This window comes from Microbacterium sp. zg.Y1084 (assembly GCF_024623595.1).
Lineage (GTDB): Bacteria > Actinomycetota > Actinomycetes > Actinomycetales > Microbacteriaceae > Microbacterium > Microbacterium wangruii.
Genome location: NZ_JANJGV010000002.1, coordinates 499,755 through 524,719, shown reverse-complemented (window position 1 = coordinate 524,719; position 24,965 = coordinate 499,755). Strand labels below are relative to the sequence as shown.

Here is a 24,965-nt window from a genome sequence, read left to right as displayed (position 1 = left end):
GGCCACGCTAGGGGCAGCCACCGACATCGCCGCCGCTCGACGCGGCATCCTCAGCCGCTCAGGCCGCCGAGCAGCAGCGAGACGACCATCGCCACGATCACCGAGTTGAACGTGAAGGCGAACAGGACGTTCGTGCGCACGAGCATCCACGCCTGCCGGGTGCGCACGGACGCCGAGACGGTCGCCGCCATCGTCGACAGCAGGATCGACAGCGTGAGGTAGTCGCCGAAGGTGGCGGGGCTGCCGACCTCCAGGCGGATGTGATCGGCGTCGATCGTGCCGACCTGCAGACGCAGGTACTGCAGGGCGAACGCGTAGACCATGAGCGCCCACGAGCAGGCGACGCACAGCAGCCCCAGGGCGACGTACAGCAGGCTGCCGCGGTACTCAGGCGTCTGCGCGATGACGACGGTGATGAACACCGCGGCCAGCGCCGCGCTCAGCGTCCAGCTCGACGCGCCGCCGAATCCGACGAGCGGCCACCACCAGCGGCGCTGCGCCTGCAGCTCCCGCTGCGTGCGCCAGCGGAGGGTCGCGACGTCGTGCCGGGAGTACGCGAGGTGCGTCCAGACCAGATAGACCGCGCCGAACGACGGCCACATGAACAGGTAGACGTCGATTCCGAGTCGCAGCGGATCGACCACGCCGAGGTCCCCGCGCATCGCGGCGGTCGCGACCGCGAAGGCGAACCCGAGCGCTGCGGCGATCGCCGAACTGAGGTTCGCGCGGGCGGCGTCGGTGACGTATCGGGTTGCCTGCACCGGCCAATTCTAGGGAGTCGTCCGACTGCTGCCCGACCGCGCGATGCGGTGCCCGCGCGACCCGCGCCGTGGTCGCCGGCCCTCAGGCGATCGGCGCGGGGTTCGCGGCCTTGACACGCCGCTTCTCGTCGCCGCGCTTGCGGCCGTACCGCGCCACGAAGAAGAGCACCGATCCGACGGCGATGTACGCCAGCGAACCCAGCCAGACCTGCCACGACTGCTGGGCCAGCAGCACGAGGCACGCCAGGATGCCGATGACGGGGATGAACCGCGGCACCGAGAAGTGACGGTGGTCGACCTTGTCCTTCTTGAGCACCAGCACGCTGACGTTCGCCGAGAGGAAGACGAGGAGCAGCAGCAGCACCGTCGTCTCGGCGAGGGTGGCGACGTCACCGACGAGGGTCAGCAGGATGGTGATGCCCGCCACGACGACGATCGAGACCCACGGGGTGCGCCGGTTGGGCAGCACCCGCGCGAAGGCGTGCGGCAGCAGGCCGGCTTCGGCGAGACCGTAGCTCACCCGGCTGGCCATGACCATGAACAGCAGGGCACCGTTGGCGATCGCGACCAGCGCGATGAGACCGAACAGCCACGAAGGGATGCCGAGGCCGCTCGCGGACACGACATCGAGCAGCGGGCCGGTCGAGGTCGCCAGTTCTGCGGGCGGTAGGACGATCACCGCACCGATCGCGATGAGCAGGTACACGACGGCGGCCGTGCTGATCGCGCCGAACAGAGCCCGGGGGTACGCCTTCGAGGGGTTCTTCACCTCTTCGGCCATGTTCGCGGCCGCCTCGAACCCGAGGAAGGAGAAGAACGCGATGATCGATGCCGCGAACACGCCCTCGACGGGAGGAACGTCGGGGGCGAACTCGAAGATGCGGGACGGGTCGCCGTCGCCGTTGCCGAAGACGATGGCGCACACGACGATGACGATCACAAGACCGCTGACCTCGATGACCGACGCGACGAGGTTCGCGCCCAGCGACTCCCGCACTCCGCGCAGGTTGATGAGGGTCAGCACGATGATGAACACGATCGCGGTGGGGATCGGGGGCACATCGATCAGCGCGGTGAGGTAGTCGCCGGCGAACGCGTTGGCGAGCGCGGCGGCGGTGGTGATGCCGGAAGCCATCATCAGGAACCCGACGAGGAATGACAGGTAGGGCTTGCCGAAGGCGCGGTCGATGTAGCGGGCAGCGCCGCCGGCATGGGGGTACTTGGTGATGAGCTCGGCATAGGTGCCGGCCGTGAGCAGCGCCACGACAAGAGCCACGAGCAGCGGCAGCCAGATGACCCCACCGACATCGGTGGCCATCGAGCCGACGAGGGTGTAGATGCCCGCACCCAGGGTGTCGCCCACGATGAAGGCGAACAGCAGGGGCGTGCCGACGGCGCGCTTCAGCCCGATCGGTGCGGTGGGAGCCACCGCGGCTATGTCTTTGCTCATCGCACCACTTCACTGCTCGCGGGTGATCGCCGCAATCCCTGTTGCGCGCGGCGATGGTGGCTTATCCTGCTCCCGCCCAGCGGGCGGGGGTCCCGTCGTTGCGACCCCCGCCCGGGCTGGCGTCAGCCGCCGGCGATGTTCTCCCTGCTGTGCTGCGCCTGATCCTTCACGTCCGTCGCGGCGGACTGCGCCTCGGTCTTCACCGTTTCGACGGAGTCGGCTGCGGCATCCTTGACGGCGCTCGCCGCCTGCTGGGCGGGCTCCTTGAGGTGCTCGCCGACGTCGCGGGCGACGTGCGAGGCCTCATCGACCAGGGGCTGGGCCTTGTCCTTGACGTCCGCCGCCATCCGCTTCTCCTGCGACGAGGCGGGGATCAGCGATGCAGCCAGCAGCCCTGCGCCGAATGCGATGAGCCCGACGGCGAGCGGGTTGCCCTCCGCCTTGGCGACGACCCGGTCCTTTGCGTCGCCGATGCTGCCCGCCGCGGAGGATCCCGCGCCGGACACCGCCGAGCCGGCGTCGTCGGCGGCGCCCATGATGCGTTCGCGCACCGATCGGACGGCCTCGCGTGCCCTGTCCTTCTGCCTGTCCACGATCTTCGACGGAGTGACCTTGTCGGCCAGTGCATCGACGTCGCCGCCGAGGTCCTGCCGGGTGCGCTCGATGTCGGCGCGGATCTGGTCGGGTGAATCGCTCATCGGTTCTCCTCATTCCTCTTCAGCGTCTCGGGTATCTCCTTGAGGGTCTCCACCGTCTGCGGGGCACCCTCGACTTCCTTCAACTTGTTGCGGCCAATCACGTAGAGCACCGCGGCGATGACCGCCCACAGCACGGCCACGATGACGCCGGACCAGCCGCCGCCCACCAGGGTTCCCAATGCCCACCAGAGCGCGTACGACAGGAAGAACACGGCCATCAGCGCGGCGTATCCGGCCCCGCCGAGCATGCCCGCACCCTTGGCCGTGCGACTGGCCGACTCCTTCAGTTCCGCCTTGGCGAGGGCGACCTCCTGCCGCATCAGCGTGGATATGTCGCTGGTGACTTCGGACAGCAGATCACCCAGCGACGTCGTCGCCGCCTTCTGCTCAGAGGGTGTCGCGTCGGACATCCGGCTTCCCTTCCGCGGACGGTCCCGACCTCTGCATGGTCGTGGACTGCTCGTACAGCGGCGTGTCGACGTGGCCCGGTGTCGATGTCGGCGGCACCGGCGCTGCCGTGCCGTCGGCCACGGAGCCGGTCTGCGCGACAACCGGTGACGGCGCGACGCGCGGAGCAGCGGCTGCGCTGTCCTTGTCGTCGGAGGCGTTCGCCGCGAGCGCGCGCGTCAGGCGCCCCGCGACGACACCGAGGATGGCGGCACCAGCGATGAACATGCCGGGCCGGCGACGGGCGTAGCTCTTCACCTCGGCGAGCACACCCGCGGGGTCCCGGTCACCCAGCCACGCCGCTGCCCCAGAGAGGCGGTCGGCGGCCTGGCGGACGAGGTCCGATGCGACGCCCTGGCTGTCGGCATGCGACGACATCGATGCCAGCTCGGAACTCATGTCGCGCAGCCCTGAGGCGACGCGCTGCTGCTGGCTGCTCGCCTGGTCGTTCAGCTCCCGCTGCGTCTGCGCGTAGAGCATGCGTGCCTGTGCGCCGGCCTCGCCGATCACGGTGGCGGCTTCGTCCTTCGCCGTCGAGGCCACGTCGGATGCCTTGGAGGCAGCCGTGTTCTTCAAGTCGGCGGCTTCCGCCTTGGCGGTGTCGACCTTGGCCGAGGTGCTGCCGCTGGCGGCACCCGACGAGGTCGGTGCCCCCGTTCCGTAACTCTCTGACATTGCTCTCTCCTTCCGCGCCGGGGGGATCCGACGCTGTTCGGTTCTACGTCGCGTTCACCGGAACTCGTACCCCCTTGCGTGCGAGGGCCGACCGTGCATCTGGTGCGCGCGTGAGCGAACCCTCAGCCCGCGGGGTGGAAGATGGAAGCATGCCATCGAACCCCTTCGCATCGCGTCCCTGGCTGGCGGCCTATGCCGACGGCGTGCCTGCCGACATCGTCCCCCCGACGCAGTCGCTGACTGAGACGATCGAGGCCAGCATCAAGGCGCACGCGCGCCGGCCGGCGCTGGAGTTCTTCGGTGCGGTGACGACGTACGGCGAGCTCGGCGACCAGATCCTGCGCGCCGCCGAGGGCCTGCGCCGCATGGGTGTGCGCAAGGGGGACCGCGTGGCCATCGTGCTGCCGAACTGCCCCCAGCACGTGGTGGCCTTCTATGCCGTGCTGCGGCTGGGTGCCATCGTCATCGAGCACAACCCGCTCTATACCGCCCGTGAGCTGCGGCACCAGTTCGAGGATCACGGCGCCTCGGTCGCGATCGTCTGGGACAAGACCGTCGACGTCGTCGCCGACTTCCCGAGCGACGTGCGTCCGAAGCGCATCGTGAGCGTGGACATGACCGAGGCGCTGCCGCTGGTCAAGCGGCTCGCGCTGCGTCTTCCGATCCCGCGGGCGCGCGAGTCGCGCGCCCAGTTGACCACCACCCCGGAGCTGCGTCGGCCGTACACGTGGAAGGCGCTGCTGGATCACCGGCGCCTCTCCGCCCGGCATCCCGCACCGACGGTCGACGACATCGCCGTGCTGCAGTACACCAGCGGAACGACGGGAACCCCGAAGGGGGCGATCCTCACCCACCGCAACCTCCGCGCCAACGCGATGCAGGGAAGCGCGTGGGTCCCGGGTCTCGTCGACGGCGAGGAGACGTTCTACGCGGTGCTGCCCCTCTTCCACGCGTACGGGATGACGCTGTGCCTGACCTTCGCGATGGGCATCGCCGCCAAGCTCGTGCTGTTCCCCAAGTTCGACGTCGGGCTGGTGGCGGATGCCGCGCGCAAGAGCCCGCCGACGTTCCTTCCCGCCGTCCCCCCGATCTACGATCAGCTGGCCCGCGCGGCCGCCCGCGGCACGATCGACCTGAGCAGCGTGCGCTTCGCGATCTCCGGTGCGATGAGCCTGCCGGTGGACACGGTCAAGCGGTGGGAGGAGGCCACCGGCGGCCTGCTCGTGGAGGGCTACGGAATGACCGAGAGCTCCCCGGTGGCCATCGGCAACCCGATGGGCACCACGCGCCGCCCCGGCACCGTCGGCGTGCCGTTCCCGAGCACGGAGATCCGCGTGGTCGACCCCGACGATCCGTCGGTCGACCGACCGCTCGGTGAAGCGGGCGAACTGCTCGTGCGCGGACCGCAGGTGTTCCAGGGCTACTGGGGGCGCCCCGCCGAGACGGCCGCGACCCTGCTCGAGGACGGCTGGCTGCGCACCGGCGACATCGCATCGGTCTCGGCCGACGGGTTCGTCACCATCGTGGACCGCCTGAAGGAACTCATCATCACGGGCGGCTTCAACGTGTCGCCGACCGAGGTCGAGGACACCCTGCACACCCACCCCGACGTGGACGCGGCCGCCGTGGTCGCGCTGCCGCGCCGCAGCGGGGGAGAGGACGTCGCCGCCGCGGTCGTGCTGCGCGAGGGCGCCGTGCTCGACGTGGAGGGGCTGCGCGACTACTGCCGCACGCGGCTGGCGGCCTACAAGGTGCCGCGGCGCATCGTGCAGATGGAGGACCTCCCGCGCTCGCTCATCGGCAAGGTGCTGCGCCGCGAGGTGCGCGAGCGGATGCTCGCAGACAAGGCCTGAAACGGAATCCGGCCCCGGTGGGACGTGTCCCACCGGGGCCGCCAGGTGCGAGGCCGGGAGGCGGCGACGACCCGAACGTCGCCGCCTCAACCGGGGCTCTCTCACATGCTGGAAACCACGCTACGCGCGCATTTTGCGCATCGCTGACCGTTGACCTGCGCTCCGGTTTCTGCTATCACCGGGGAATACCCTATGAGGGTATCCGCGTTGTACCCTGAGGTTACCCCACCGGGGTATATGGACCAAGAGAAGGAAGGCAGATGGCGATCAGCGAGTACCAGGTGACGGGCATGTCCTGCGGTCATTGCGAGGCAGCGGTGCGCGGCGAGGTCTCGCAGCTCGCCGGCGCGGAGGACGTGCAGGTCAGTGCGAAGACCGGACGGCTGACCGTGACGGCATCCGCTGCGATCTCCGATGAGGACGTGCTGGCCGCCGTCGACGAGGCCGGCTACACCGCGACACGGGCCTGAGGGAGCGCCCGGCAGATGACGAACACCCTCGGCGCCGACCAGGCTCGGTTCGAACTCGAGATCGGCGGCATGACGTGCGCGTCGTGCGCGGCGCGCATCGAGAAGAAGCTCAATCGCCTCGACGGGGTGACCGCGACGGTGAACTATGCCACCGAGAAGGCGCAGGTGACCGGACCGGCCGCGCTCGACGCGGCGACCGTCATCGCCGAGGTGCAGCGCACCGGGTACACCGCCGCTCTGCCTGTCACCCCTGAGGCGCAGCCGGATGCCGACACCGAACCCCTCGACCCAGAGCTGCGGAGCCTGCGGCAGCGACTCATCGGCTCGACGGTGCTGGCCGTGCCGGTGATCCTCATGGCGATGATCCCTGCTCTGCAGTTCCCGAACTGGCAGTGGCTCTCGCTCACGCTGGCCGCTCCCGTCGTGGTGTGGGGCGCGTGGCCCTTTCATCGTGCGGCGGCGATCAACCTGCGCCACGGGGCCGCGACCATGGACACCCTCATCAGCATCGGCACGTCCGCCGCGCTGCTGTGGTCGGTGTACGCCCTCTTCTTCGGCACCGCCGGCATGACCGGGATGACGCATCCCTTCACCTTCACGATCGGCGCCGCCGACGCAGCGGGTGACATCTACCTCGAGGTCGCCGCCGGGGTGACGATGTTCGTGCTCGCCGGGCGCTATGTCGAGAAGCGCGCCAAGCGGCGCGCGGGTGCCGCCCTCCGTGCGCTGCTGCAGCTGGGCGCGAAGGACGTCACCGTCATCCGCGACGGCGTCGAGGGGCGCATCCCCGTCGAGCGACTGCGGGTGGGCGACGAGTTCGTCGTGCGCCCGGGGGAGAAGATCGCCACCGACGGTGTGGTCGTCGCGGGGTCGTCGGCCGTCGACCAGTCGCTGCTGACCGGCGAATCCCTTCCCGTGGAGGTCGGCGCCGGCGACCCCGTCACCGGCGCCACCGTCAACGCCGGCGGGCGCCTCGTCGTGCGGGCCACCCGCGTGGGCGCCGACACCCAGCTGGCGCAGATGGCCCGCCTGGTGGAGCAGGCCCAGTCCGGCAAGGCGGAGGTGCAGCGTCTGGCCGATCGCATCTCCGGGGTGTTCGTCCCGGTGGTCATCGGCATCGCTCTGGCCGCGCTGGCCGGATGGCTCATCGCGGGGGCCGCCCCGGCGGCTGCGTTCACCGCCGCGGTGGCGGTGCTCATCATCGCCTGCCCGTGCGCCCTGGGGCTGGCGACGCCGACGGCGTTGCTGGTCGGCACCGGGCGGGGCGCGCAGCTCGGCATCCTCATCAAGGGTCCCGAGGTGCTCGAATCCACCCGCCGGGTCGACACCATCGTGCTGGACAAGACCGGCACCGTCACCACGGGACGCATGAGCGTCGTCGAGGTCGTGCCCGCCGCCGGTGAGGACGCGGCGGAGGTGCTGCGCCTGGCCGGTGCGGTCGAGCACGCCAGCGAGCACCCCATCGCGCGCGCCATCGCCGACGCGGCCGGGCGCGCGGGCGACCTTCCCGCCGTCACGGACTTCCGCAGCACCGCGGGATTCGGCGTCACCGGCGTTGTCGGCGGGCACGGGATCGTCGTCGGCCGGGCCGCGCTGCTCGAGCAGTGGTCGGTCCAGGTCGACGCGCAGCTCACCGCCGCCGTGAACGCGGCGCACGAACGCGGCCAGACCGCCGTCGTGGTGGCGTGGGACGGTTGCGCCCGTGGCGCTGTCGTGGTCGCCGACCGGCCGAAGCAGACCAGTGCCGCCGCGGTGGCCGATCTGCGCAGGCTCGGCCTGCGGCCCATCCTGCTCACCGGCGACAACGCCGCCGTCGCCGCGCGCATCGCGGCCGAGGTCGGCATCGACGAGGCCATCGGCGACGTGCGCCCCGAGGACAAGGTCGCCGTCGTGGCGAGCCTGCAGTCCGAGGGGCGGGTCGTGGCGATGGTCGGTGACGGGGTCAACGACGCCGCCGCCCTCGCGCAGGCCGATCTGGGCATGGCGATGGGCACCGGCACGGATGCCGCGATGGAGGCCGCGGACATCACGCTGGTGCGCGGCGACCTCGGAGCCGCGGCCGACGCCGTGCGGCTCTCCCGCCGCACGCTCCGCACGATCAAGACCAACCTCTTCTGGGCCTTTGCCTACAACGTCGCCGCGATCCCGCTGGCGGCCCTCGGCCTGCTGAACCCCATGCTCGCGGGCGCCGCCATGGCGCTGTCGAGCGTCTTCGTCGTCGGCAACAGCCTGCGGCTGCGCCGGTTCCGCCCGCTGTCCGCCGCCGCCGGCCGCTCCACCCGAAAGGATGCCGTGTCATGACCGACCTCGCCGACGAGACCGTGCCCGACGAGACCCTGCCCGCCGCGGAGAGTGCGCACGCGCACCCGGCCGACGAGGACGACGCCGAACACGTCCACGGCTACATCACCGACAAGGAGCGCTACCTCAACCGCCTCAAGCGGATCGAGGGCCAGGCGCGCGGTGTGCATCGCATGATCGCCGAGGAGAAGTACTGCATCGACATCCTCACGCAGATCAGCGCACTGACCAGTGCGCTCAACTCGGTTGCGGTCGGGCTGCTCGACGATCACCTGCGCCACTGCGTCGTGGACGCGGCGCGCGTGGGCGGCGACCATGCGGACGCGAAGGTCGCTGAGGCGACGGCGGCCATCGCCCGCCTCGTGCGCTCCTGAGCGCGGGCGGCGCCGTCAGCCGGCGGGCAGCACTCCGACGCCGTCACGACGATCGAAGACGAGGTGCGTCTCAGTGGAGCGCACCGCCGGGTGCACGGTGACGTGCTCGAGCACGAGGTCGCGCAGCGCGTGCGCATCGGCCGCGGCGACGTGCAGGACGAAATCGTCCTCGCCGGCGACGTGGAACACCTCGATGACCCCGGGGATCCGCGTCAGCGCGTGGAACAGGTCGGTGACGCCGGACTTGGTATGACTGCCGAGTCGCACATTGACGAGTGCGCGGAGGGGGAAGCCGAGCGCCGCGGTGTCCACTCGCGCACGGGTGTCGACGATGAGCCCCCGGCGACGCAGCATCCGCACCCGGTGCGCACAGGTGGATTCCGCCAGGTGCAGGCGCGCCGCGAGCGCCTTGTTCGTGATGTCGGCCCGGGAGCTCAGCGCGGCGAGGATCGCCAGGTCGACGTCGTCGATCTCGTCGTCGGTCGGTTGTGATCTCGCCAACGTTCCACGCCCTTCGATCGTCCAGGCCGCAGCAATCGCTGCAGGAAGCCTTGGTGCCAGCGTAGTGTGCGGACTTCGGCTCTCTCGCCTGCGTTTTCCTGCATGATCGTGGCATGCACCCCTCTTCCTGGCATCCCGACACTGCCGCCGTTCACGCTGGACGCGAGGACCTGGCCGCAGCCGGCGTGCACGCGCCGCCGATCGACCTGTCCACCACCAACCCGCTGCCCGACGTCGAGCGCGGCGGCGATGCGTACGAGACCCTCGCCACCGGAGGGCGACCCGGTGACGACGACAGCTTCGTCTACGCACGACTGTGGAACCCCACCGTCGCGCGCTTCGAGGACGCCCTGGCCGCGCTCGAAGGAGCGGAGGCCGCTGTGGCGTTCTCGACCGGCATGGCCGCGGTGACCGCGGCGGTGCTCGCGCAGACGCAGGCCGTCGGCCGGCCGCACGTCGTGGCGGTGCGGCCGCTCTACGGCGGCACCGACCACCTGCTCGCCACCGGGCTGCTCGGGGCCGATGCGACCTTCTGTGCCGAGGACGAGGTCGCCGGCGCGCTGCGGCCCGACACAGGCCTCGTGATGGTGGAGACGCCGGCCAACCCCACCCTCGAGCTCGTGGATATCCCGGCGGTCGTCGCCGCAGCGGGCGACGTGCCGGTGCTGGTGGACAACACGTTCGCCACGCCCGTGCTGCAGCGTCCCCTGCACCTCGGCGCGGCGATGAGCCTGCACAGCGCGACGAAGTACCTCGGCGGCCACGGCGACACCATGGGCGGCGTGATCGCCTGCTCCGAGGAGCAGGCGCAGGCGCTGCGGCGGGTGCGTGCGATCACCGGAGGTCTGCTGCACCCGTTCGGCGCGTATCTGCTGCACCGCGGGCTGGCGACGCTGCCGGTGCGCATGCGCGCCCAGCAGGACAGTGCCGCGCGCATCGCGGCCTGGCTCACCGGCCACGACGCCGTCGCGCGGGTGTACTACCCCGGGCTCGACGGTGACCCGCGCGGGCTCCTGGCGCGCCAGATGAGCGGCGGCGGCGCGATGATCGCGCTCGAGATGGCGGAGGGGTACGAGGCGGCGTCCGCGGCGGCGGCGGCCGTGCAGCTGTTCACCCACGCCGTCTCGCTGGGCGGGGTCGACTCGCTCATCCAGCATCCGGCCGCGCTGACGCACCGCCCCGTCGCCCCGCACGCGCGTCCGTCGGCCGCGGTGCTGCGGCTGTCGATCGGCCTGGAGCACGTCGACGACCTCATCCAGGACCTCGACCGCGCGCTGCGGTCGGCGTCGGGGCGGGATGCCGCGGCGCCGCCCGTTCACATCTCCGCGTGAGACGACGACGCCCCGGCCGCAGTGGCCGGGGCGTCGCACGTGGTGAAGGTCAGTCCCGCGCGTACCGCATCACGATGCGGCCTTCGATCTTGCCGCCTTCCATGCGCTCGAAGATGTCGTTGATGTCATCGAGCTTCTCGACGGTCACGGTGGGGTGGATCTCGCCGCGGGCGAAGAAGTCCAGTGCCTCGACCATGTCCTGGCGCGTGCCGACGATGGAGCCGCGGATGGTGATGGCCCGCAGCACGGTGTCGAAGATGTCGGCCGGGAACTGCCCCGGGGGGAGGCCGACGAACACCACGGTGCCGCCGCGCCGGCTCATGCCGGTGCCCTGTGCGAACGCCTGCGGGTGCACGGCGGTGACGAGCACGCCGTGGGCGCCACCGGTGCGCTCCTGGATCTCGGCGATCGGATCGGTCTTGGCGGCGTTGACGGTGATCTCGGCGCCGTGGCGGCGGGCGAGGAGCAGCTTGTCGTCGTCGATGTCGACGGCGGCGACGCGCATGCCCATGGCGCGGGCGTACTGCACGGCGATGTGGCCGAGGCCGCCGATGCCGGAGATGACGACCCACTCGCCGGGCTTGACCTCGGTCATCTTCAGGCCCTTGTAGACCGTGACGCCGGCGCAGAGGATCGGCGCGACCTCGTCGGTGTTCACGCCGTCGGGGATGCGGGCGGCGAAGCGCTCGTCGACGAGCATGTACTCGCCGAAGCTGCCATCGACGGAGTAGCCGCCGTTCTGCTGCTCGGTGCAGAGCGTCTCCCAGCCGGTGCGGCAGAACTCGCACACGCCGCAGGCGCTCCACAGCCACGCGTTGCCGACCTTGTCGCCGACGGCGAGGGTGGTGACGCCCTCACCCAGCGCGACGACCTCCCCGTAGCCCTCGTGGCCCGGGATGAGATCGGACTTCGGCGGCACCGGCCAGTCGCCGCGGGCGGCGTGCAGGTCGGTGTGGCATACACCGCTGGTGATGACCCGCACGAGAGCCTGTCCGGGCCCGGGGGTCGGGATCGGCACCTCCGTGACCTGCAGCGGCTGGTCGGGGGCGGTGACGACGGCGGCGCGCATGGTGCCACCGGGGACGACGCCGCGATCGGCCGGGGCGGCCGCGTTCGTCATCGAAGTCATGATGATCACTCCTTGCGGACGGGCGTTCGCCGTCCTTCGCGATCATTCTAGACTGTGGTCAGACCACAGGTCCACGCGCTTGCCGGGAAAAAGCACCCGGGTAGGCCGAGGGGGCGACGTCCCTGCGGATCGTCGCCCCCTCGGCGCTGCGCGTCACACGGTCTGGCCGGCGTGCGCGCCCTCTTCGATCTCTTCGACCACCTTCGCGTTGAAGGCGGGGAGGTCGTCCGGCGTGCGGCTGGAGACCAGGCCGGCGTCGACCACGACCTCCTCGTCGACCCAGGTCGCGCCCGCGTTGCGCAGGTCGGTCTTCAGACTCGGATAGCTGGTCACCGTGCGGCCGTCGAGCACGTCCGCATCGGCCAGGATCCGGGCGCCGTGGCAGATGACGCCGACGGGCTTGTGCTGCGCGAAGAAGTCGCGGGCGAAGCTCACGGCCTTGTCGTCCATGCGCAGGTGGTCGGCGTTGACGACGCCACCGGGAAGGACCAGGGCGTCGAAGTCGCCGGCGGTGGCCTGTGCGACGGCGAGGTCGACCTGCTGCTCGTGGCCGTTCTTGCCCGTGACCGAGCCATCGGCGGGGGAGACGAGCACGGCGGTGGCGCCGGCGTCGGTCACGGCCTGCCAGGGCGAGGTGAGCTCACTGTCCTCGAAGCCGTCGGTGAGCAGGAACGCCACGCGCTTGCCGGAGATGTCGGTCATGCGTCTTCCTTTCGTCGTCGAGGCGCCGGGGACTCCCCGGCGCGCCTCCACGGTAGGAGCAGGCGCGAACCGACACCCCGGGGTTGCGCGTGCGGAGCCGGTCGCCTAAGGCGGGTCTAGCATGGAGCGCATGGCCACCATTGACCCGACCGTGACCCAGCCCCTTCAGCCCATCGCGGACGACAAGAACCTGCTCGCCACGCCGCAGCAGGGGTCGTCGTGCTGCGGAGGCAGCGCCTGCGGCGGTAACTGACCCGCGTTACGCGGGTCCGCCGAACTCCTCGGAGCCGGGAGCCTCGTTGGGCTCCGCGTCAAGCTCGTCCTCATGTCCCTTCGTGGGGCTGGGGTTGACCAGCTCCTCTTCGGGGATGGCCTTCAGCTCGTCGATCTCCTCGCGGAGCGCGTCGAGCTCGGCACGGTCGGCGTCACCGGGTGTCGTGTTCATGCCCGCCACCCTACCGATGCGCGGACGTAGGCTGAACGGATGACCATGGGCATGGCCGGCGGCGGTCCGCGCGGCGGATTCCGCGGGGTGGACGAGTCCGCCCAGCGCCGCCTCAACGCGCAGGCGCCGCGCATCCCGGGCCTCGGCCGCCGCGTGCTGGCGCTGTTCCGCCCGTACCGCGCGCGCATCGCCGTCACCGGCGCGCTCGTGATCCTCGGCTCGGGCCTGGCCGTGGTGCCGCCCCTGCTGGTGCAGCGGGTGTTCGACGAGGCGCTCTTCCCTCCCACCGGCGGACCCGACCTCTCCCTCCTGCTGCGGCTGGTGGCGCTGATGATCGGGCTGTTCCTGGCGTCGGCGGGCGTGGGTGTCGTGCAGACGTGGCTCACCGCGACGGTGGGAAACCGCGTCACCGGAGACCTGCGCGTGCGGCTGTTCGACCACCTGCAGGCGATGGAGCTCGCGTTCTTCACCCGCACCAAGACGGGCGTCATCCAGTCGCGCCTGCAGAACGACGTCGGCGGGGTGGCGGGGGTGCTCACCAACACCGTCACCAGCATCCTCGGCAACGCCGTGACGGTCGTCGCATCGCTCGTGGCGATGATCATCATCGACTGGCGCCTGACGATCATCGCCGTGGTGCTCATGCCCGCGCTGGTGCTCATCCAGCGCAAGGTCGGGCAGGTGCGTGCCCGCATCGCGGGGGAGACGCAGGAATCGCTGTCGGAGCTGACGGCGATCACGCAGGAGACGCTGAGCGTGTCCGGCATCCTGCTGTCGAAGGCCTTCAACCGGCAACGCACCGAGTCCGAGCGGTATCGCGCGGAGAACCGCAATCAGGTCGTGCTGCAGGTGCGCCGGGCGATGAGCGGGCAGGGGTTCTTCGCCGTCGTGCAGGTGCTCATGGCGAGCGTGCCCGCCGTGATCTACCTCGTCGCCGGGTATCTCGTCGCCGGGGGCAGCCCCGACATCACCGCCGGCACGATCGTGGCGTTCACCACGGTGCAGGCGCGCCTGCTGCAGCCGCTGACCGGCCTCATGCGCGTCGCCCTCGACCTGCAGACATCGGCGGCCCTCTTCGCCCGCATCTTCGAGTACCTCGATCTGACGCCTGCGATCTCGGACGCCCCCGATGCCATCGACGTGGCCGACGCCCCCGGGCCGCTCGGACGCGTGGAGTTCCAGGACGTGGTGTTCCGGTACCCGGATGCCGGAACGGACACCAGGCCGACGCTCGACGGCGTGTCGTTCGTCGCCGAGCCGGGCCAGCACGTCGCGTTCGTGGGGCCGTCGGGGGCGGGCAAGACCACCGTGCTGTATCTCGCCCCGAGGCTGTACGAGGCCTCGGGCGGGAGCGTGATGTTCGCCGGAGCGGACGTGCGACGGCTCCGCCACGAGTCCCTGATCGACCATGTCGGCATCGTGTCGCAGGAGACCTACCTCTTCCACGCCACGATCCGTGAGAACCTCCGCTACGCCAAGCCCGACGCCACCGACGAGGAACTGGCCGCCGCGTGCGCCGCGGCCAACATCCACCACATCATCACGGGCTTCCCGGCCGGCTACGACACGGTGGTGGGAGAGCGCGGCTACCGGCTCTCGGGCGGGGAGAAGCAGCGCATCGCCATCGCGCGCGTGCTGCTGAAGGATCCGCCCGTGCTGCTGCTGGACGAGGCGACGTCGGCGCTGGACACGGTCTCGGAGCGGGTCGTGCAGGATGCGCTGGATGCCGCAGCCCGAGGCCGCACGACGCTGTCGGTCGCCCATCGGCTCTCGACCGTGATCGGCGCCGACGTGATCCACGTCGTGGAGGCGGGACGCATCGTGGAGTCGGGGACGCATGCCGACCTGCTGGCCGCCGGCGGTCTGTACGCGAAGCTCGCGGCGGAGCAGGTCGCCGCCTCCCGGGTGCTCGAGACCGAACAGCAGATCGCGCGGCGCACCCCGTAGCGCCCCGGGGCGGACTCAGAACAACAGTGCAGCGGCCGCGAGCCTGGCCGTGTGGTCGTCGAGTCGTGCACCGGCGCCGCCGCGCTCCCAGACGTCGCGGACGAACGAGCCCAGCGCCCGCCGGTAGGCGTCGTCGGGGTGGATGCGCGCGATCTCCACGAGCGGGGGGAGATCCATCGAGAGGATGAGCTGCACGCGGGCGCGCACGGCGGCGCTGTGGCCGGCGGACTGCAGCACCTCCAGGCCGTCGGTCATCGCCGCCAGGTATGCCCGCAGCACCGCCAGGTCGGTGGTGCCCTGGGTGATCGAGGAGCCGTCGGCGCGCTGGCGCCAGTGCACGACCACATCGGGAACGGTGTCGAAGCGGCGCGCGCGGCTGTACATCTGCTGCGCCACGATCTGGTCTTCGTAGAGTCGGCCGTCGGGGAACCGCAGGCCCGCCCGCCGCCAGAAGTCGGTGCGGCTGACCTTGGACCACGCCACGATGTTGCCCGACGCCTCGGGGTGCGCGTCGATGGTGGTGCCGGTGCGGGCGGGGTGGGTGGCCGCGGCCACCCACGGCTGCACGCTTCCCGGCGCGTAGCCGCCGGTGGCATCCGGTCGCAGGCGCACGTACGCGCCCACCGCGAAGTCGCTGCCGGTCTCGTTCAGCACCCCGACCAGCCGCTCGAGGGCCGTCGGGGTGAGCACGTCGTCGGCGTCGAGGAAGCCCAGGTACGGCGTCTCCACGAGCGCCACGCCGGTGTTGCGCGCGGTACTGAGCCCGCGCCGCGCGTCGTGGCGGACGAGCCGGAACCGCGGGTCTGCGGCCGCGGCAGCGGCGAAGATCTCGCCCGTGGCATCGGTGGAGGCGTCGTCGACGAGGATCGCCACCCAGTCCGACAGCGTCTGCCCCTGCAGCGACTGCAGCGCCTCGGCGGCGTAGTCTGCGACGTCGAACCCGGGCACGATGACGGTGATCGCGGCACTCACGTGCCCGATCGTACCGCCGCAACCGATGAGGCGACGGCGGCGGCCAGTGCTGCGGGGGCGGGAGTGGGGCCGCGCCCGAACGTGAAGCGCACCGCTGTCTGCGCGAGGTCGGCCGCGATGCCGAGCGCGAGCAGCACGTGCGAGGGCTCGTCGCTGCCGGCAGCGCACGCCGAACCGCTCGAGGTCACGATGCCGCGGCGTTCGAGCTGCAGCAGCACGGCCTCGCCGCTCGCGCCGGCGAACGTGAAGCTCGCCGTGCCCGCCAGACGGTGAAGGGGGTGCCCGGTGAGGCGAGAGCCGGGGACGGTGGTGAGCACAGCGTCGGTGAAGGCGTCACGCACCGCGGTGGCGCGGGCGGCGGCATCCACCCGTTCGGCCTCGGCGAGCTCGAGGGCGACGGCGAGACCGACGGCGCCGGCGACGTTCTCGGTGCCGCTGCGGCGGCCGCGCTCCTGTCCGCCGCCGTGCACGAGGGGCTCCAGCGGCACCCGTCCGCGCACCGCGAGCACCCCGATGCCCTTCGGCGCGCCGATCTTGTGGCCGGCGATCGACAGTGCGTCGGCCCCGGTGCCCGCCAGCGGGAGCCATCCGGCGGCCTGCACCGCGTCGACGTGCAGCGGCACCCGGTGCCGCGCGCAGACGGCCGCGAGCGCGGCGACGTCCTGCACGGTGCCGATCTCGTTGTTCGCGTAGCCGATGGACACGACGGCGGTGCCTGCGCCGACCGCGGCGTCGAGTCGCTCCGGGTCGACGCGCCCGTCCTCATCGACGGACAGCAGCGTGATCTCGGCCTCATGCAGCCGGTGCAGGTAGTCGCACGAGGCGAGCACCGACGTGTGCTCGATCGCCGTGGTGATCACGTGCCGCCTGCGGGGGTCGGCGCTGCGGGCGCCCAGGGCGATGCCCTTCACCGCGAGGTTGTTCGCTTCGGTGCCGCCGGCGGTGAACACGATGTCGCCGGCGCGCATGCCGAGCACCCGTGCCACCCGCGCACGGGCGTCGGCGAGGGCGCGCGCGGCGGCTTCGCCGACGGTGTGGTGGCTCGACGGGTTGCCGAAGGCGCCGGTGAGGTGCGGTGTCATCGCCTCGAGCACGTCGGGGCGCACCGGCGTCGTGGCGGCGTGATCGAGGTAGAACAGCGTCATGTCAGCCGGCGACGTCGATGTCCAGGCCGAGGTCCAGGGCGCGAGCGGAGTGGGTGAGCGCGCCCACCGAGATGACGTCCACGCCCGTTTCGGCGATGGCGCGCACCGAGTCCAGCGTCACCCCGCCGGATGCCTCGACGATCGCGCGGCCCGCGATGATCTCCACCCCGGCGCGCAGCATGTCCAGCGTGAAGTTGTCGAGCATGACCGTGTCGACGTCCGCGGCCAGCACGGCTTCGATCTGGTCGATGCTGTCGACCTCGACCTCGACGTGGGTCGTGTGCGGCAGCTGTGCGATCGCACCCTGCAGCGCCGCGGTGACCGACACGCCCTTCTGCCGCAGCACCGCGAGGTGGTTGTCCTTGACCATGACGGCATCCGAGAGCGAGAAACGGTGATTGTGCCCGCCGCCGTTGCGCACGGCGTGACGCTCGAAGGCGCGCAGGCCCGGGGTGGTCTTGCGGGTGTCGGCGATGCGCGCGCCCGTGTGGGCGACTTCGGCGACGTACAGCGCGGTGAGGGTGGCGACGCCGCTCATGCGCTGGGCGAAGTTGAGCCCGACCCGCTCGGCGGTGAGCACGGCCCGGGCGGGACCGCTGACCACGGCCAGGGCGTCGCCGGTGCGGAACATCTCGCCGTCATCGACCAGCAGGGTGACGTCGCAGCGGGGATCGGTGAGCCGGAAGGCCGCGGCGAAGACCTCACCGCCCGAGAACAGGCCGTCCTCCCGGGCGACCAGCGTCGCGCGCGCGGGCGCGGTCGGAACGATCAGGTTCTCTGCGGTGAGGTCGCCCCACGGGGCGTCCTCGTCGAGGGCGGCCTGCACGGCGCGGTCGATGACGGTGCGCGTGAGCATCACGCGACTCCTTCCAGTACGGGGCGGGCGGCGGAGGTCGGGGCGGCGTCGCGGCGGTGGTGGGCGCCCACCGAGGCGGGGCGGGCGCGGGCGGCGGCGATCACGTGCGCGGCCACGAGCAGCAGGTTCGCATCTTCGTGGTCCGCGACGGAGCGGGGCACAGCGGCGTCGGCGCGCCAAGCGGCGATGACGGATGCCGCGTGGGCGAGACCCTGCGCGTCGCGCTCGACGCCCGCGGCATCCCACATCAGCCGTTGCAGCGCCGCGCGTGCGAGAGGGGGTGCAGAAGCGGGGGAGACACGTGCCGCCACGGGGGGCGTCGCCCGGGCGGACGCCGACGCGGCGGCCGCGGGGGCCGGTGCCGACGCGGGCCAGGGCAGGCCGGCGTCGGCGGCGATGGTGTCACCGGCGCGGGCGCCGAAGACCGCGCCCTCCAGCAGCGAGTTGGACGCCAGCCGGTTCGCGCCGTGCACCCCGGTGCGCGCGACCTCGCCCACCGCGTACAGGCCCGGCACGCTGGTGCGGCCGTGCAGGTCGGTGTCGATCCCGCCCATGAGGTAATGCGCGGCCGGGGTCACCGGAACGGGCTCGCGTGCCCAGTCCCAGCCGCGGGCGCGCACCGCGGCGTCGATCGTGGGGAAGCGGTGCGCGAGGAACGCCGCGGTCGCCTCGGCGGTGGGGCGCAGGCGGGTCGCGTCCAGCCGCACCGGGCGCCCACCCTGCGCCGCGACCTGCCGGGCGATGGCGCGCGCCACGACGTCTCGGGGAGCGAGCTCCCCGTCGGGGTGGGCATCGAAGGCGAACCGTCGCCCCGCGTCGTCGATCAGCACGGCACCTTCACCGCGGACCGCCTCGGACACGAGGAACGGCTCCCCGCCGGCGAGCACAGTGGGGTGGAACTGCACGAACTCGAGATCGCTGACGGCGACGCCCGCTCGCAGTGCCGCGGCGATGCCGTCGCCGGTGGCGACGGGCGGGTTCGTGGTGTGCGCGTACAGCTGCCCCGCGCCGCCGGTGGCGAGCACCACGGCGTCGGCGGGCAGGTGCAGCGGCGCGAGCGGGGGATGCCCGTTGGCCGCGTCCGCGCGCGGGGGATGCCCGTTGGCCGCGTCCGCGCGCGGGGGGACCTCGGAATGGCGGAGGAGGTCGACCCCGGTGACGCCCCGGGTGGTCACCACGAGGTCGACGAGGAACGTGTGCTCGAGCACCTGCACGCCGGCCGCGCGCGCCGCCCGCACGAGCGCGTCCTCGATCGCCCGCCCGGTGGCGTCACCGCCGGCGTGCACGATCCGAGGGTAGGAGTGCGCGGCCTCGCGGCCCTTGACGAAGTCGCCGTCGGCGTCGCGGTCGAAGGCGACCCCCAGCTGCACGAGCTCCCGGATGCGCGCCGCACCCTCGGCCGCGAGCACCCGCACCGCGGCGGGATCGGCCAGGCCCGCCCCCGCGACGAGGGTGTCGCGGACATGGGACTCGACGCTGTCATCGGCGAACAGCACGCCGGCGATGCCGCCCTGCGCGAACCGGGTGTTCGTGTGCCCGAGCGCATCCTTCGTCACGAGGGTCACCGCGCACCCGGCAGCCCGCGCGTGCAGCGCGGCTGCGAGCCCCGCGATGCCGGAGCCGACGACGACGACGGCGGTCACGGCCGGGCGCCGGCGGGCGGCTTGGCCGCGAGCATGCGCTCCAGCGCCACCCGGGCGGGATCGGCCACGTCCTGCGGCACCGAGATGCGGTTGATCACTGTGCCGGCGACGAGGGACTCGAGCACCCACGCGAGGTAGCCCGGGTGGATGCGGTACATCGTGGAGCAGGGGCACACCACCGGGTCCAGGCAGAAGATGTGGTGCTGTGGATGCTCGGCCGCCAACCGCCGCACCAGGTTGATCTCGGTGCCGACGGCGAAGGTGGTGGGCTCGGTGGCCGCCTGGATGGCCTTGCGGATGTAGTCGGTGGAGCCGGATTCATCCGCGGCATCCACCACGGGCATGGGGCACTCGGGGTGCACGATCACCCGCACACCGGGGTGCTCGGCGCGGGCCCTGTCGATCTGGTCGACGGTGAAGCGCCGGTGCACCGAGCAGAACCCGTGCCAGAGGATCACGCGGCTGTCCCGCAGGGTCTCGGCATCCGTGCCGCCCCACGGCTTCGTCGGGTTCCACATCGGCATCCGCTCCAGCGGCACCCCCATCGCCTTCGCCGTGTTGCGGCCCAGGTGCTGGTCGGGGAAGAAGAGCACCCGTCGTCCCCGCGCGAACGCCCACTCCAGCACGGTGCGCGCATTGGACGACGTGCAGACGATCCCGCCGTGCCGGCCGACGAAGCCCTTGATGGCCGCCGAGGAGTTCATGTAGGTCACCGGGACCACCGGGACGAGGCCGTCGGCGTCGGGCGCGGCCATATCGCCGAACAGGTCTTCGAGCTGCTCCCAGCACTCCTCGACCTGGTCGATGTCGGCCATGTCCGCCATCGAGCAGCCGGCGGCCAGGTTGGGGAGGATCACCGCCTGCTCGGGTCGGGAGAGCAGGTCGGCGGTCTCGGCCATGAAGTGCACGCCGCAGAAGACGATCGCCTCGGCCTCGGGGTGCGCCCTGGCGGCACCGGCGAGCTGGAACGAATCGCCCACGTAGTCGGCATGACGCACCACTTCGTCGCGCTGGTAGAAGTGCCCGAGCACCACGACGCGCTCGCCGAGGGTCTGCTTCGCGGCGCGGATGCGGCCGTCCAGCTCGTCGTCGGAGGCGTCGCGATATTCGGCGGGAAGCTCTCCCTGCCGCGGGGAGCCGGTGGGGATGACGTCGCCCATCGACGCGCCGGGGCCGTAGCCGGGCCTGCCGTCGAAGTCCCACGGGCCGGCGGCGAGGTCGGTGGTGCAGGTGGAGCCGGGGGAGGCGCCGGCGACGATCGCCTGGATCTCGTGGTCGACGCTCGGGGCGATCGCCCGGCTACCCGACGCGGGTGGGGTCTGCAGGCTCAGCGGGGTGGTGTTCATGGCGGTGTCCTCTTCAGCGGGGGAGGGGGCCGCGGTCGGCCAGTTCGACGTCGTGGTCGTAGCGGTAGAGCCGCGCCGGACGGTGACTGCCGGTGCGGAAGTCGTCGGTCGGGATGAGGGTGGCGGAGTGCTCGACCTGCCGGCGGAAGTTGGCGGGGTCGAGCCGGCGGTCGAGGATCGCCTCGTACACCTCCCGCAGCTCGGCGAGGGTGAACTGCGCCGGCAGCAGGCCGTGGGCGATGCGGCTGTAGCCGACCTTGTTGCGCAGCCGCCACAGGGCGTACTCCACGATCTGGGCGTGGTCGAACGCCAGCGGGGGGAGGGATGCCGCGTCGAACCACGCGACGTTGTGCTGGGCGTGCGCCGCCTCCGCCTCGTCGGGGCGCACCAGCGCCCAGTAGACGATGGAGACGACCCGCGTGGGGGAGCGGTCGACCGCGCCGAACGCGTAGAGCTGCTCGAGGTAGCTGGGGGCGATGCCGGTGGTCTCGGCCAGGGTGCGGGCCGCGGCGCTGTCGAGGTTCTCGGCGACGTCGAGCCAGCCGCCCGGCAGCGCCCACCGGCCCTCGTATGGATCACGCGTGCGCCGCACCAGCGGGAGCACCACCGTGGCGCGGTCGGCGCCGGGCGTGCGGCGCAGGCTGAAGATCACGGTCGACACGGCGACGCGCGTGACGTCGCCGTGTGCTTCTGAGGCGGTCGCCGCGGTTCGTGTCATGGTGACCCTAACTGTCGTCGCCGATCATAGAGTCACGCTGACCAGAAGGGCAAGGGCGGCCACCTGCGAAGCGGCCCCAGCCGGGTCCCCTACGCTGTGGCAGAGGGGAAGGCGGGGCCGATGATCATCGACGTCGTGGTGGTGGTGGTGCTCGTGGTGGCGCTGCTGCTGGGAGTGCGCAGCGGCTTGCTGGCCGGGCTGGGCGCGCTGGTCGGCGTGGTCGTCGGCGCGCTCGCCGCCTATTGGCTCATGCCCCTCGTCCTTCCCGCCGTCAGCGACGTGCTGCCCGCACCGGGATGGCGCACCGCCGTCGTCATCGCGGGCACCCTGGTGCTCATCGCGCTCGCCGCAGGACTGGGGGCCGGCATCGGCGCGATGGCGCGGCGGGGGGTGGACCGCATCCGCCTCGGGTGGCTCGAACGGCTCCTCGGTGGCGGTCTGAGCGTGCTCGTCGCCGCCCTCGCGGTGTCGCTCGTCGCCCAGACGGTCGGGACCTCCGGCATCCCGCTGCTGTCGGCGGCGGTGTCGTCGTCCCAAGCCGTCCGCACGATCGACGCGCTGACCCCTGCGCCCGTGGACGCCGCGCTCGCCCAGGTGCGCGGCGCGTTCCTCGAGGAGGGGCTGCCGCGTCTGGGCGACCTCTTCGGCCCCGGCGTCGTGCTCGATCCCGGTCAGCAGGCGCCGCAGCTCGCGCTGGACGACCCTGACCTCGACGCCGCCGCGCAGTCGATCGCCCGCATCTCCGGAGTGGCGTATGCCTGCGGCACCAGTTCCACCGGCACCGGCTTCGTCGCCGCCGACGACCGCATCATCACCAACGCGCACGTCGTCGCCGGTGTCACCGACCCGGTGGTGGAGTTCCCCGGCGGTGCGGTGCGCGACGGGCGCATCGTGTACTTCGACGCGGTCGACGACCTCGCGGTGATCGCCGTCGACGACATCGACGTGGCGCCCCTGGCCATCGCCGCGCCCCTCGCCACGGGCGACGAAGGCGTCGTGCAGGGCTACCCCTACGGCGGACCCTTCACCTCCGGCGGTGCGCGGGTGCTGTCGGTCGGCGTCGTGGACGTGCCCGACATCTACGACAGCGCCGCCACGCCCCGCGACATCTACGCCCTCGCCGCCGACGTGCGTCCCGGCAACTCCGGGGGTCCGCTGCTGACGACGGGCGGAGAAGTGGCCGGCGTCGTCTTCGCCCGCGCCGAGTCGGGCGACCAGATCGGGTACGCGATGACCCCGGCGGAGTTCGCGCCCGTCGTGGCTGCGGCGCCGTCGCTGACGCAGCCGGTCTCGTCGGGGTCCTGCGCCGGCTGAGTCGCCGCTATGCTGGCCGGACAAGTCGATAACGGCCCGATGACCCACGCGGGAGAGCTCCGGACACTCGTGTACCGGACACCGAAGGAGCAAGCCTCCCCGCCAATCTCTCAGGTACGCGTACCGCGCAGGTCTGGGCCACTCTGAAAAGCGATCCGCGCCGCACGCGCGCGCAGGTCCGCCGACGGTGAAAGCACCGGCATCCCTTTCGGATGCCGGCGTGAAACTCTCAGGCCCATGACAGAGGGGGAGTTCTTCAGGCGTCGGCCCCGGCGCCTGCCCGCACGAGATCGGGAGAACTCATGACCGGCCCCCGCTATACGACTCTCCGAGACTGCCACGAGGCGCTCGGGGCGACCTTCACCGACTTCGGCGGCTGGATGATGCCGGTGCGCTATTCCTCCGACCTCGCCGAGCATCACGCCGTGCGCACGGCCGCCGGCCTGTTCGACATCTCGCACATGGCGGAGTTCACCGTCGAAGGCACCGGCGCCGGCGAGTTGCTGGACTACGCGCTGGCCGGGCGCCTGTCGACGATGGCGGTGGGCAAAGCCAAGTACTCGCTCGTGCTCGCCGAGTCGGGCGGCATCGTCGACGACGTCATCGTGTACCGCCTGGCCGAGACGCGCTTCCTCGTCATCGCCAATGCCGGCAACCGTGACGCCGTCGCCGAGGCCCTCGCCGAGCGCGCCGATACGGTGCGCAGCCGCCGAGCGGGCCTCGACCTCGCCGTCGCCGATGTCACCGACGACTACGCCCTCGTTGCCGTGCAGGGACCCGCCGCCCGCGGCATCCTCGAGTCCGTCGACGGCATCTCCGACCTCGATCGGCCCCTGTCCGAACTGCCGTACTACGCCGCCGCGTCGGGTCGATTCCGGGAGCGGCCGCTGCTGGTCGCGCGCACCGGCTACACCGGCGAGGACGGTTTCGAGCTGCTGGTGCCCACCGATGCCGCCGCCGAGCTGTGGGATGCGCTCCTGGCGGCGGGGGAGCCCGCGGGGCTCATGCCCGCCGGCCTCGCCGCCCGCGACACGCTGCGCCTCGAGGCGGGCATGCCGCTGTACGGCCACGAGCTGTCGCCGGACATCGTTCCTGCCCAGGCGGGCCTGGGCAGGGTGGTCGCCGCCGACAAGCCGGACTTCGTCGGCAAAGCGGGCCTCGGCGCCGTGATCGCCGGCGCCGCACCGGTGCTCGTCGGACTCATCGGCGAAGGACGGCGCGCGGGGCGCGCCGGCTACGCGGTGCACCTCGCCGAGGATGACACCCCGGTGGGGGAGATCACCAGCGGCGCCCTCAGCCCCACCCTCGGCCACCCGATCGCGATGGCCTACGTCGCGCCGTCCGCCGCGACGCCCGGCACCGCCCTGACCATCGACGTGCGCGGCACCCGCCTGCCCGTCACCGTGACCGACCTGCCGTTCTACCGACGCACGAACTGACCCCCCACACTTCCAGGAGCACATCATGGCCGACCTCACCTCCCTGCACTACACCGCCGAGCACGAGTGGATCGCCCTCGACGGCGATGTCGCCACCATCGGCATCACCGACTACGCCGCCGACCAGCTCGGCGACGTCGTCTTCGTCGATCTGCCCGCCGTCGGATCGACCGTCACAGCCGGCCAGGTCTGCGGCGAGATCGAGTCCACCAAGTCGGTCGGCGAGCTGTACGCGCCCGTCGACGGCGAGGTCGTCGAGATCAACGACGACGTCGTCGCCGACCCGTCTACGGTCAACAGCGACGCCTTCGGCGACGGCTGGCTCATCAAGCTGCGCGTGGCCGGGGTTCCCGCCGACGGCATGCTCGACCGCGACGGCTACCTCGCGCTCACCGGCGGCGAGGCGTGAGCGGGGCCTTCGCCGGGCGCCACATCGGCACCGACGCCG

25 protein-coding genes and 1 riboswitch are annotated in these 24,965 nt (G+C 71.9%); of the genes, 10 read left to right on the top strand and 15 right to left on the bottom strand.

Annotation, left to right across the window (positions count from 1 at the left end; genetic code table 11):
- Positions 1-50 precede the first annotated feature (50 nt).
- The 5 genes from NQ165_RS03745 to NQ165_RS03725 all read right to left on the bottom strand — a co-directional run bounded on the left by NQ165_RS03745 (position 51) and on the right by NQ165_RS03725 (position 4,031).
- On the bottom strand, positions 51-761 hold the full coding sequence (locus NQ165_RS03745) for a DUF1345 domain-containing protein (protein ID WP_257531409.1): 711 nt from the start codon (positions 759-761) through the stop codon (positions 51-53).
- A gap of 82 nt (positions 762-843) precedes the next feature.
- On the bottom strand, positions 844-2,211 hold the full coding sequence (locus tag NQ165_RS03740; protein ID WP_257531407.1) for an APC family permease: 1,368 nt from the start codon (positions 2,209-2,211) through the stop codon (positions 844-846).
- A 122-nt stretch (positions 2,212-2,333) separates the two neighbouring features.
- Positions 2,334-2,909, bottom strand: a complete 576-nt coding sequence (locus NQ165_RS03735) for a DUF3618 domain-containing protein (protein WP_257531405.1) — start codon at positions 2,907-2,909, stop codon at positions 2,334-2,336.
- Positions 2,906-3,319: a phage holin family protein gene (locus NQ165_RS03730; RefSeq protein ID WP_257531403.1), complete on the bottom strand. Its 414-nt coding sequence runs from the start codon at positions 3,317-3,319 to the stop codon at positions 2,906-2,908. The genes NQ165_RS03735 and NQ165_RS03730 overlap by 4 nt, the downstream gene beginning before the upstream one ends.
- The gene (locus NQ165_RS03725) at positions 3,297-4,031 is read right to left on the bottom strand and encodes a hypothetical protein (protein ID WP_257531401.1); all 735 of its coding nucleotides are present in this window, start codon (positions 4,029-4,031) and stop codon (positions 3,297-3,299) included. Before NQ165_RS03725 ends, NQ165_RS03730 begins: the two co-directional genes overlap by 23 nt.
- Positions 4,032-4,180: 149 nt before the next feature.
- Between NQ165_RS03725 and NQ165_RS03720 the strand changes: the two genes are divergently transcribed.
- From NQ165_RS03720 to NQ165_RS03705, 4 genes are all read left to right on the top strand, one after another.
- On the top strand, positions 4,181-5,884 hold the full coding sequence (locus tag NQ165_RS03720) for a long-chain-fatty-acid--CoA ligase (RefSeq protein WP_257531399.1): 1,704 nt from the start codon (positions 4,181-4,183) through the stop codon (positions 5,882-5,884).
- 260 nt (positions 5,885-6,144) lie between these two features.
- On the top strand, positions 6,145-6,354 hold the full coding sequence (locus tag NQ165_RS03715; protein ID WP_257531397.1) for a heavy-metal-associated domain-containing protein: 210 nt from the start codon (positions 6,145-6,147) through the stop codon (positions 6,352-6,354).
- A gap of 15 nt (positions 6,355-6,369) precedes the next feature.
- Positions 6,370-8,655 carry a cation-translocating P-type ATPase gene (locus NQ165_RS03710; RefSeq protein ID WP_257531395.1) on the top strand — a complete coding sequence of 762 codons (2,286 nt, stop codon included), beginning with the start codon at positions 6,370-6,372 and terminating at the stop codon, positions 8,653-8,655.
- On the top strand, positions 8,652-9,029 hold the full coding sequence (locus NQ165_RS03705) for a metal-sensitive transcriptional regulator (RefSeq protein WP_257531393.1): 378 nt from the start codon (positions 8,652-8,654) through the stop codon (positions 9,027-9,029). The genes NQ165_RS03710 and NQ165_RS03705 overlap by 4 nt, the downstream gene beginning before the upstream one ends.
- 15 nt (positions 9,030-9,044) lie before the next feature.
- Here NQ165_RS03705 and NQ165_RS03700 read toward each other — a convergent pair whose 3' ends face one another.
- Entirely contained in the window at positions 9,045-9,530 is a 486-nt protein-coding gene (locus NQ165_RS03700; RefSeq protein ID WP_257531391.1) for an Lrp/AsnC family transcriptional regulator, read from the bottom strand.
- Positions 9,531-9,643: 113 nt separating this feature from the next.
- Between NQ165_RS03700 and NQ165_RS03695 the strand changes: the two genes are divergently transcribed.
- The gene (locus NQ165_RS03695; protein ID WP_257531389.1) at positions 9,644-10,861 is read left to right on the top strand and encodes a PLP-dependent aspartate aminotransferase family protein; all 1,218 of its coding nucleotides are present in this window, start codon (positions 9,644-9,646) and stop codon (positions 10,859-10,861) included.
- 49 nt (positions 10,862-10,910) lie between these two features.
- On the opposite strand, the gene adhP is transcribed toward NQ165_RS03695, so the two are convergent.
- A complete protein-coding gene (adhP, locus tag NQ165_RS03690; protein WP_374679368.1) occupies positions 10,911-11,930 on the bottom strand; it encodes an alcohol dehydrogenase AdhP in 1,020 nt (339 codons plus the stop codon).
- A gap of 213 nt (positions 11,931-12,143) precedes the next feature.
- Entirely contained in the window at positions 12,144-12,692 is a 549-nt protein-coding gene (locus NQ165_RS03685) for a type 1 glutamine amidotransferase domain-containing protein (RefSeq protein ID WP_257531385.1), read from the bottom strand.
- A gap of 130 nt (positions 12,693-12,822) precedes the next feature.
- Here NQ165_RS03685 and NQ165_RS03680 point away from each other — a divergent pair, with 130 nt between their 5' ends.
- Positions 12,823-12,945 (top strand): hypothetical protein, encoded by a 123-nt coding sequence (locus NQ165_RS03680; RefSeq protein WP_257531383.1) that lies wholly within the window; start codon positions 12,823-12,825, stop codon positions 12,943-12,945.
- A 6-nt stretch (positions 12,946-12,951) separates the two neighbouring features.
- Here the strand turns inward: NQ165_RS03680 and NQ165_RS03675 are convergent, their stop codons facing one another.
- Complete coding sequence (locus NQ165_RS03675) at positions 12,952-13,137, bottom strand: hypothetical protein (RefSeq protein ID WP_257531381.1); 186 nt, start codon at positions 13,135-13,137, stop codon at positions 12,952-12,954.
- Between the two features lie 39 nt (positions 13,138-13,176).
- On the opposite strand from NQ165_RS03675, the gene NQ165_RS03670 reads away from it, so the two are divergent.
- A complete protein-coding gene (locus NQ165_RS03670) occupies positions 13,177-15,084 on the top strand; it encodes an ABC transporter ATP-binding protein (protein WP_257531379.1) in 1,908 nt (635 codons plus the stop codon).
- Between the two features lie 15 nt (positions 15,085-15,099).
- Here NQ165_RS03670 and NQ165_RS03665 read toward each other — a convergent pair whose 3' ends face one another.
- Genes NQ165_RS03665 through NQ165_RS03640 form a run of 6 tightly spaced genes read right to left on the bottom strand, consistent with a single transcriptional unit; the run spans position 15,100 to position 21,764 of the window.
- Positions 15,100-16,056, bottom strand: coding sequence for a glycosyltransferase family 2 protein (locus NQ165_RS03665; RefSeq protein WP_257531377.1), 957 nt, complete (start codon positions 16,054-16,056; stop codon positions 15,100-15,102).
- Positions 16,053-17,195 carry a cysteine desulfurase family protein gene (locus NQ165_RS03660; protein WP_257531755.1) on the bottom strand — a complete coding sequence of 381 codons (1,143 nt, stop codon included), beginning with the start codon at positions 17,193-17,195 and terminating at the stop codon, positions 16,053-16,055. The genes NQ165_RS03665 and NQ165_RS03660 overlap by 4 nt, the downstream gene beginning before the upstream one ends.
- Before the next feature lie 7 nt (positions 17,196-17,202).
- Positions 17,203-18,057 carry a carboxylating nicotinate-nucleotide diphosphorylase gene (gene nadC / locus NQ165_RS03655; protein ID WP_257531375.1) on the bottom strand — a complete coding sequence of 285 codons (855 nt, stop codon included), beginning with the start codon at positions 18,055-18,057 and terminating at the stop codon, positions 17,203-17,205.
- A complete protein-coding gene (locus tag NQ165_RS03650) occupies positions 18,057-19,700 on the bottom strand; it encodes an FAD-dependent oxidoreductase (protein WP_257531374.1) in 1,644 nt (547 codons plus the stop codon). Before NQ165_RS03650 ends, nadC begins: the two co-directional genes overlap by 1 nt.
- Positions 19,697-21,046 carry a quinolinate synthase NadA gene (gene nadA / locus NQ165_RS03645; RefSeq protein ID WP_257531372.1) on the bottom strand — a complete coding sequence of 450 codons (1,350 nt, stop codon included), beginning with the start codon at positions 21,044-21,046 and terminating at the stop codon, positions 19,697-19,699. The genes NQ165_RS03650 and nadA overlap by 4 nt, the downstream gene beginning before the upstream one ends.
- A gap of 13 nt (positions 21,047-21,059) precedes the next feature.
- A complete protein-coding gene (locus NQ165_RS03640) occupies positions 21,060-21,764 on the bottom strand; it encodes an NUDIX hydrolase (RefSeq protein WP_257531370.1) in 705 nt (234 codons plus the stop codon).
- Positions 21,765-21,884: 120 nt separating this feature from the next.
- On the opposite strand from NQ165_RS03640, the gene NQ165_RS03635 reads away from it, so the two are divergent.
- From NQ165_RS03635 to gcvH, 3 genes are all read left to right on the top strand, one after another.
- Positions 21,885-23,078, top strand: a complete 1,194-nt coding sequence (locus NQ165_RS03635) for a MarP family serine protease (protein ID WP_257531368.1) — start codon at positions 21,885-21,887, stop codon at positions 23,076-23,078.
- A gap of 39 nt (positions 23,079-23,117) precedes the next feature.
- Positions 23,118-23,214, top strand: a riboswitch (glycine riboswitch).
- A gap of 166 nt (positions 23,215-23,380) precedes the next feature.
- Positions 23,381-24,517: a glycine cleavage system aminomethyltransferase GcvT gene (gene gcvT / locus NQ165_RS03630; protein WP_257531365.1), complete on the top strand. Its 1,137-nt coding sequence runs from the start codon at positions 23,381-23,383 to the stop codon at positions 24,515-24,517.
- A 25-nt stretch (positions 24,518-24,542) separates the two neighbouring features.
- On the top strand, positions 24,543-24,926 hold the full coding sequence (gene gcvH, locus NQ165_RS03625; protein WP_257531363.1) for a glycine cleavage system protein GcvH: 384 nt from the start codon (positions 24,543-24,545) through the stop codon (positions 24,924-24,926).
- Positions 24,927-24,965: the final 39 nt, after the last annotated feature.

What these genes read in the sequence shown, in the direction of transcription:
- NQ165_RS03740 (WP_257531407.1), bottom strand. Translation starts at nt 2,211, where the DNA reads ATGAGCAAAGACATAGCCGCGGTGGCTCCCACCGCACCGATCGGGCTG.
- NQ165_RS03735 (WP_257531405.1), bottom strand. Translation starts at nt 2,909, where the DNA reads ATGAGCGATTCACCCGACCAGATCCGCGCCGACATCGAGCGCACCCGG.
- NQ165_RS03730 (WP_257531403.1), bottom strand. Translation starts at nt 3,319, where the DNA reads ATGTCCGACGCGACACCCTCTGAGCAGAAGGCGGCGACGACGTCGCTG.
- NQ165_RS03725 (WP_257531401.1), bottom strand. Translation starts at nt 4,031, where the DNA reads ATGTCAGAGAGTTACGGAACGGGGGCACCGACCTCGTCGGGTGCCGCC.
- NQ165_RS03720 (WP_257531399.1), top strand. Translation starts at nt 4,181, where the DNA reads ATGCCATCGAACCCCTTCGCATCGCGTCCCTGGCTGGCGGCCTATGCC.
- NQ165_RS03715 (WP_257531397.1), top strand. Translation starts at nt 6,145, where the DNA reads ATGGCGATCAGCGAGTACCAGGTGACGGGCATGTCCTGCGGTCATTGC.
- NQ165_RS03710 (WP_257531395.1), top strand. Translation starts at nt 6,370, where the DNA reads ATGACGAACACCCTCGGCGCCGACCAGGCTCGGTTCGAACTCGAGATC.
- NQ165_RS03705 (WP_257531393.1), top strand. Translation starts at nt 8,652, where the DNA reads ATGACCGACCTCGCCGACGAGACCGTGCCCGACGAGACCCTGCCCGCC.
- NQ165_RS03695 (WP_257531389.1), top strand. Translation starts at nt 9,644, where the DNA reads ATGCACCCCTCTTCCTGGCATCCCGACACTGCCGCCGTTCACGCTGGA.
- adhP (WP_374679368.1), bottom strand. Translation starts at nt 11,930, where the DNA reads ATGCGCGCCGCCGTCGTCACCGCCCCCGACCAGCCGCTGCAGGTCACG.
- NQ165_RS03685 (WP_257531385.1), bottom strand. Translation starts at nt 12,692, where the DNA reads ATGACCGACATCTCCGGCAAGCGCGTGGCGTTCCTGCTCACCGACGGC.
- NQ165_RS03680 (WP_257531383.1), top strand. Translation starts at nt 12,823, where the DNA reads ATGGCCACCATTGACCCGACCGTGACCCAGCCCCTTCAGCCCATCGCG.
- NQ165_RS03675 (WP_257531381.1), bottom strand. Translation starts at nt 13,137, where the DNA reads ATGAACACGACACCCGGTGACGCCGACCGTGCCGAGCTCGACGCGCTC.
- NQ165_RS03670 (WP_257531379.1), top strand. Translation starts at nt 13,177, where the DNA reads ATGACCATGGGCATGGCCGGCGGCGGTCCGCGCGGCGGATTCCGCGGG.
- nadC (WP_257531375.1), bottom strand. Translation starts at nt 18,057, where the DNA reads ATGCTCACGCGCACCGTCATCGACCGCGCCGTGCAGGCCGCCCTCGAC.
- nadA (WP_257531372.1), bottom strand. Translation starts at nt 21,046, where the DNA reads ATGAACACCACCCCGCTGAGCCTGCAGACCCCACCCGCGTCGGGTAGC.
- NQ165_RS03640 (WP_257531370.1), bottom strand. Translation starts at nt 21,764, where the DNA reads ATGACACGAACCGCGGCGACCGCCTCAGAAGCACACGGCGACGTCACG.
- NQ165_RS03635 (WP_257531368.1), top strand. Translation starts at nt 21,885, where the DNA reads ATGATCATCGACGTCGTGGTGGTGGTGGTGCTCGTGGTGGCGCTGCTG.
- gcvT (WP_257531365.1), top strand. Translation starts at nt 23,381, where the DNA reads ATGACCGGCCCCCGCTATACGACTCTCCGAGACTGCCACGAGGCGCTC.
- gcvH (WP_257531363.1), top strand. Translation starts at nt 24,543, where the DNA reads ATGGCCGACCTCACCTCCCTGCACTACACCGCCGAGCACGAGTGGATC.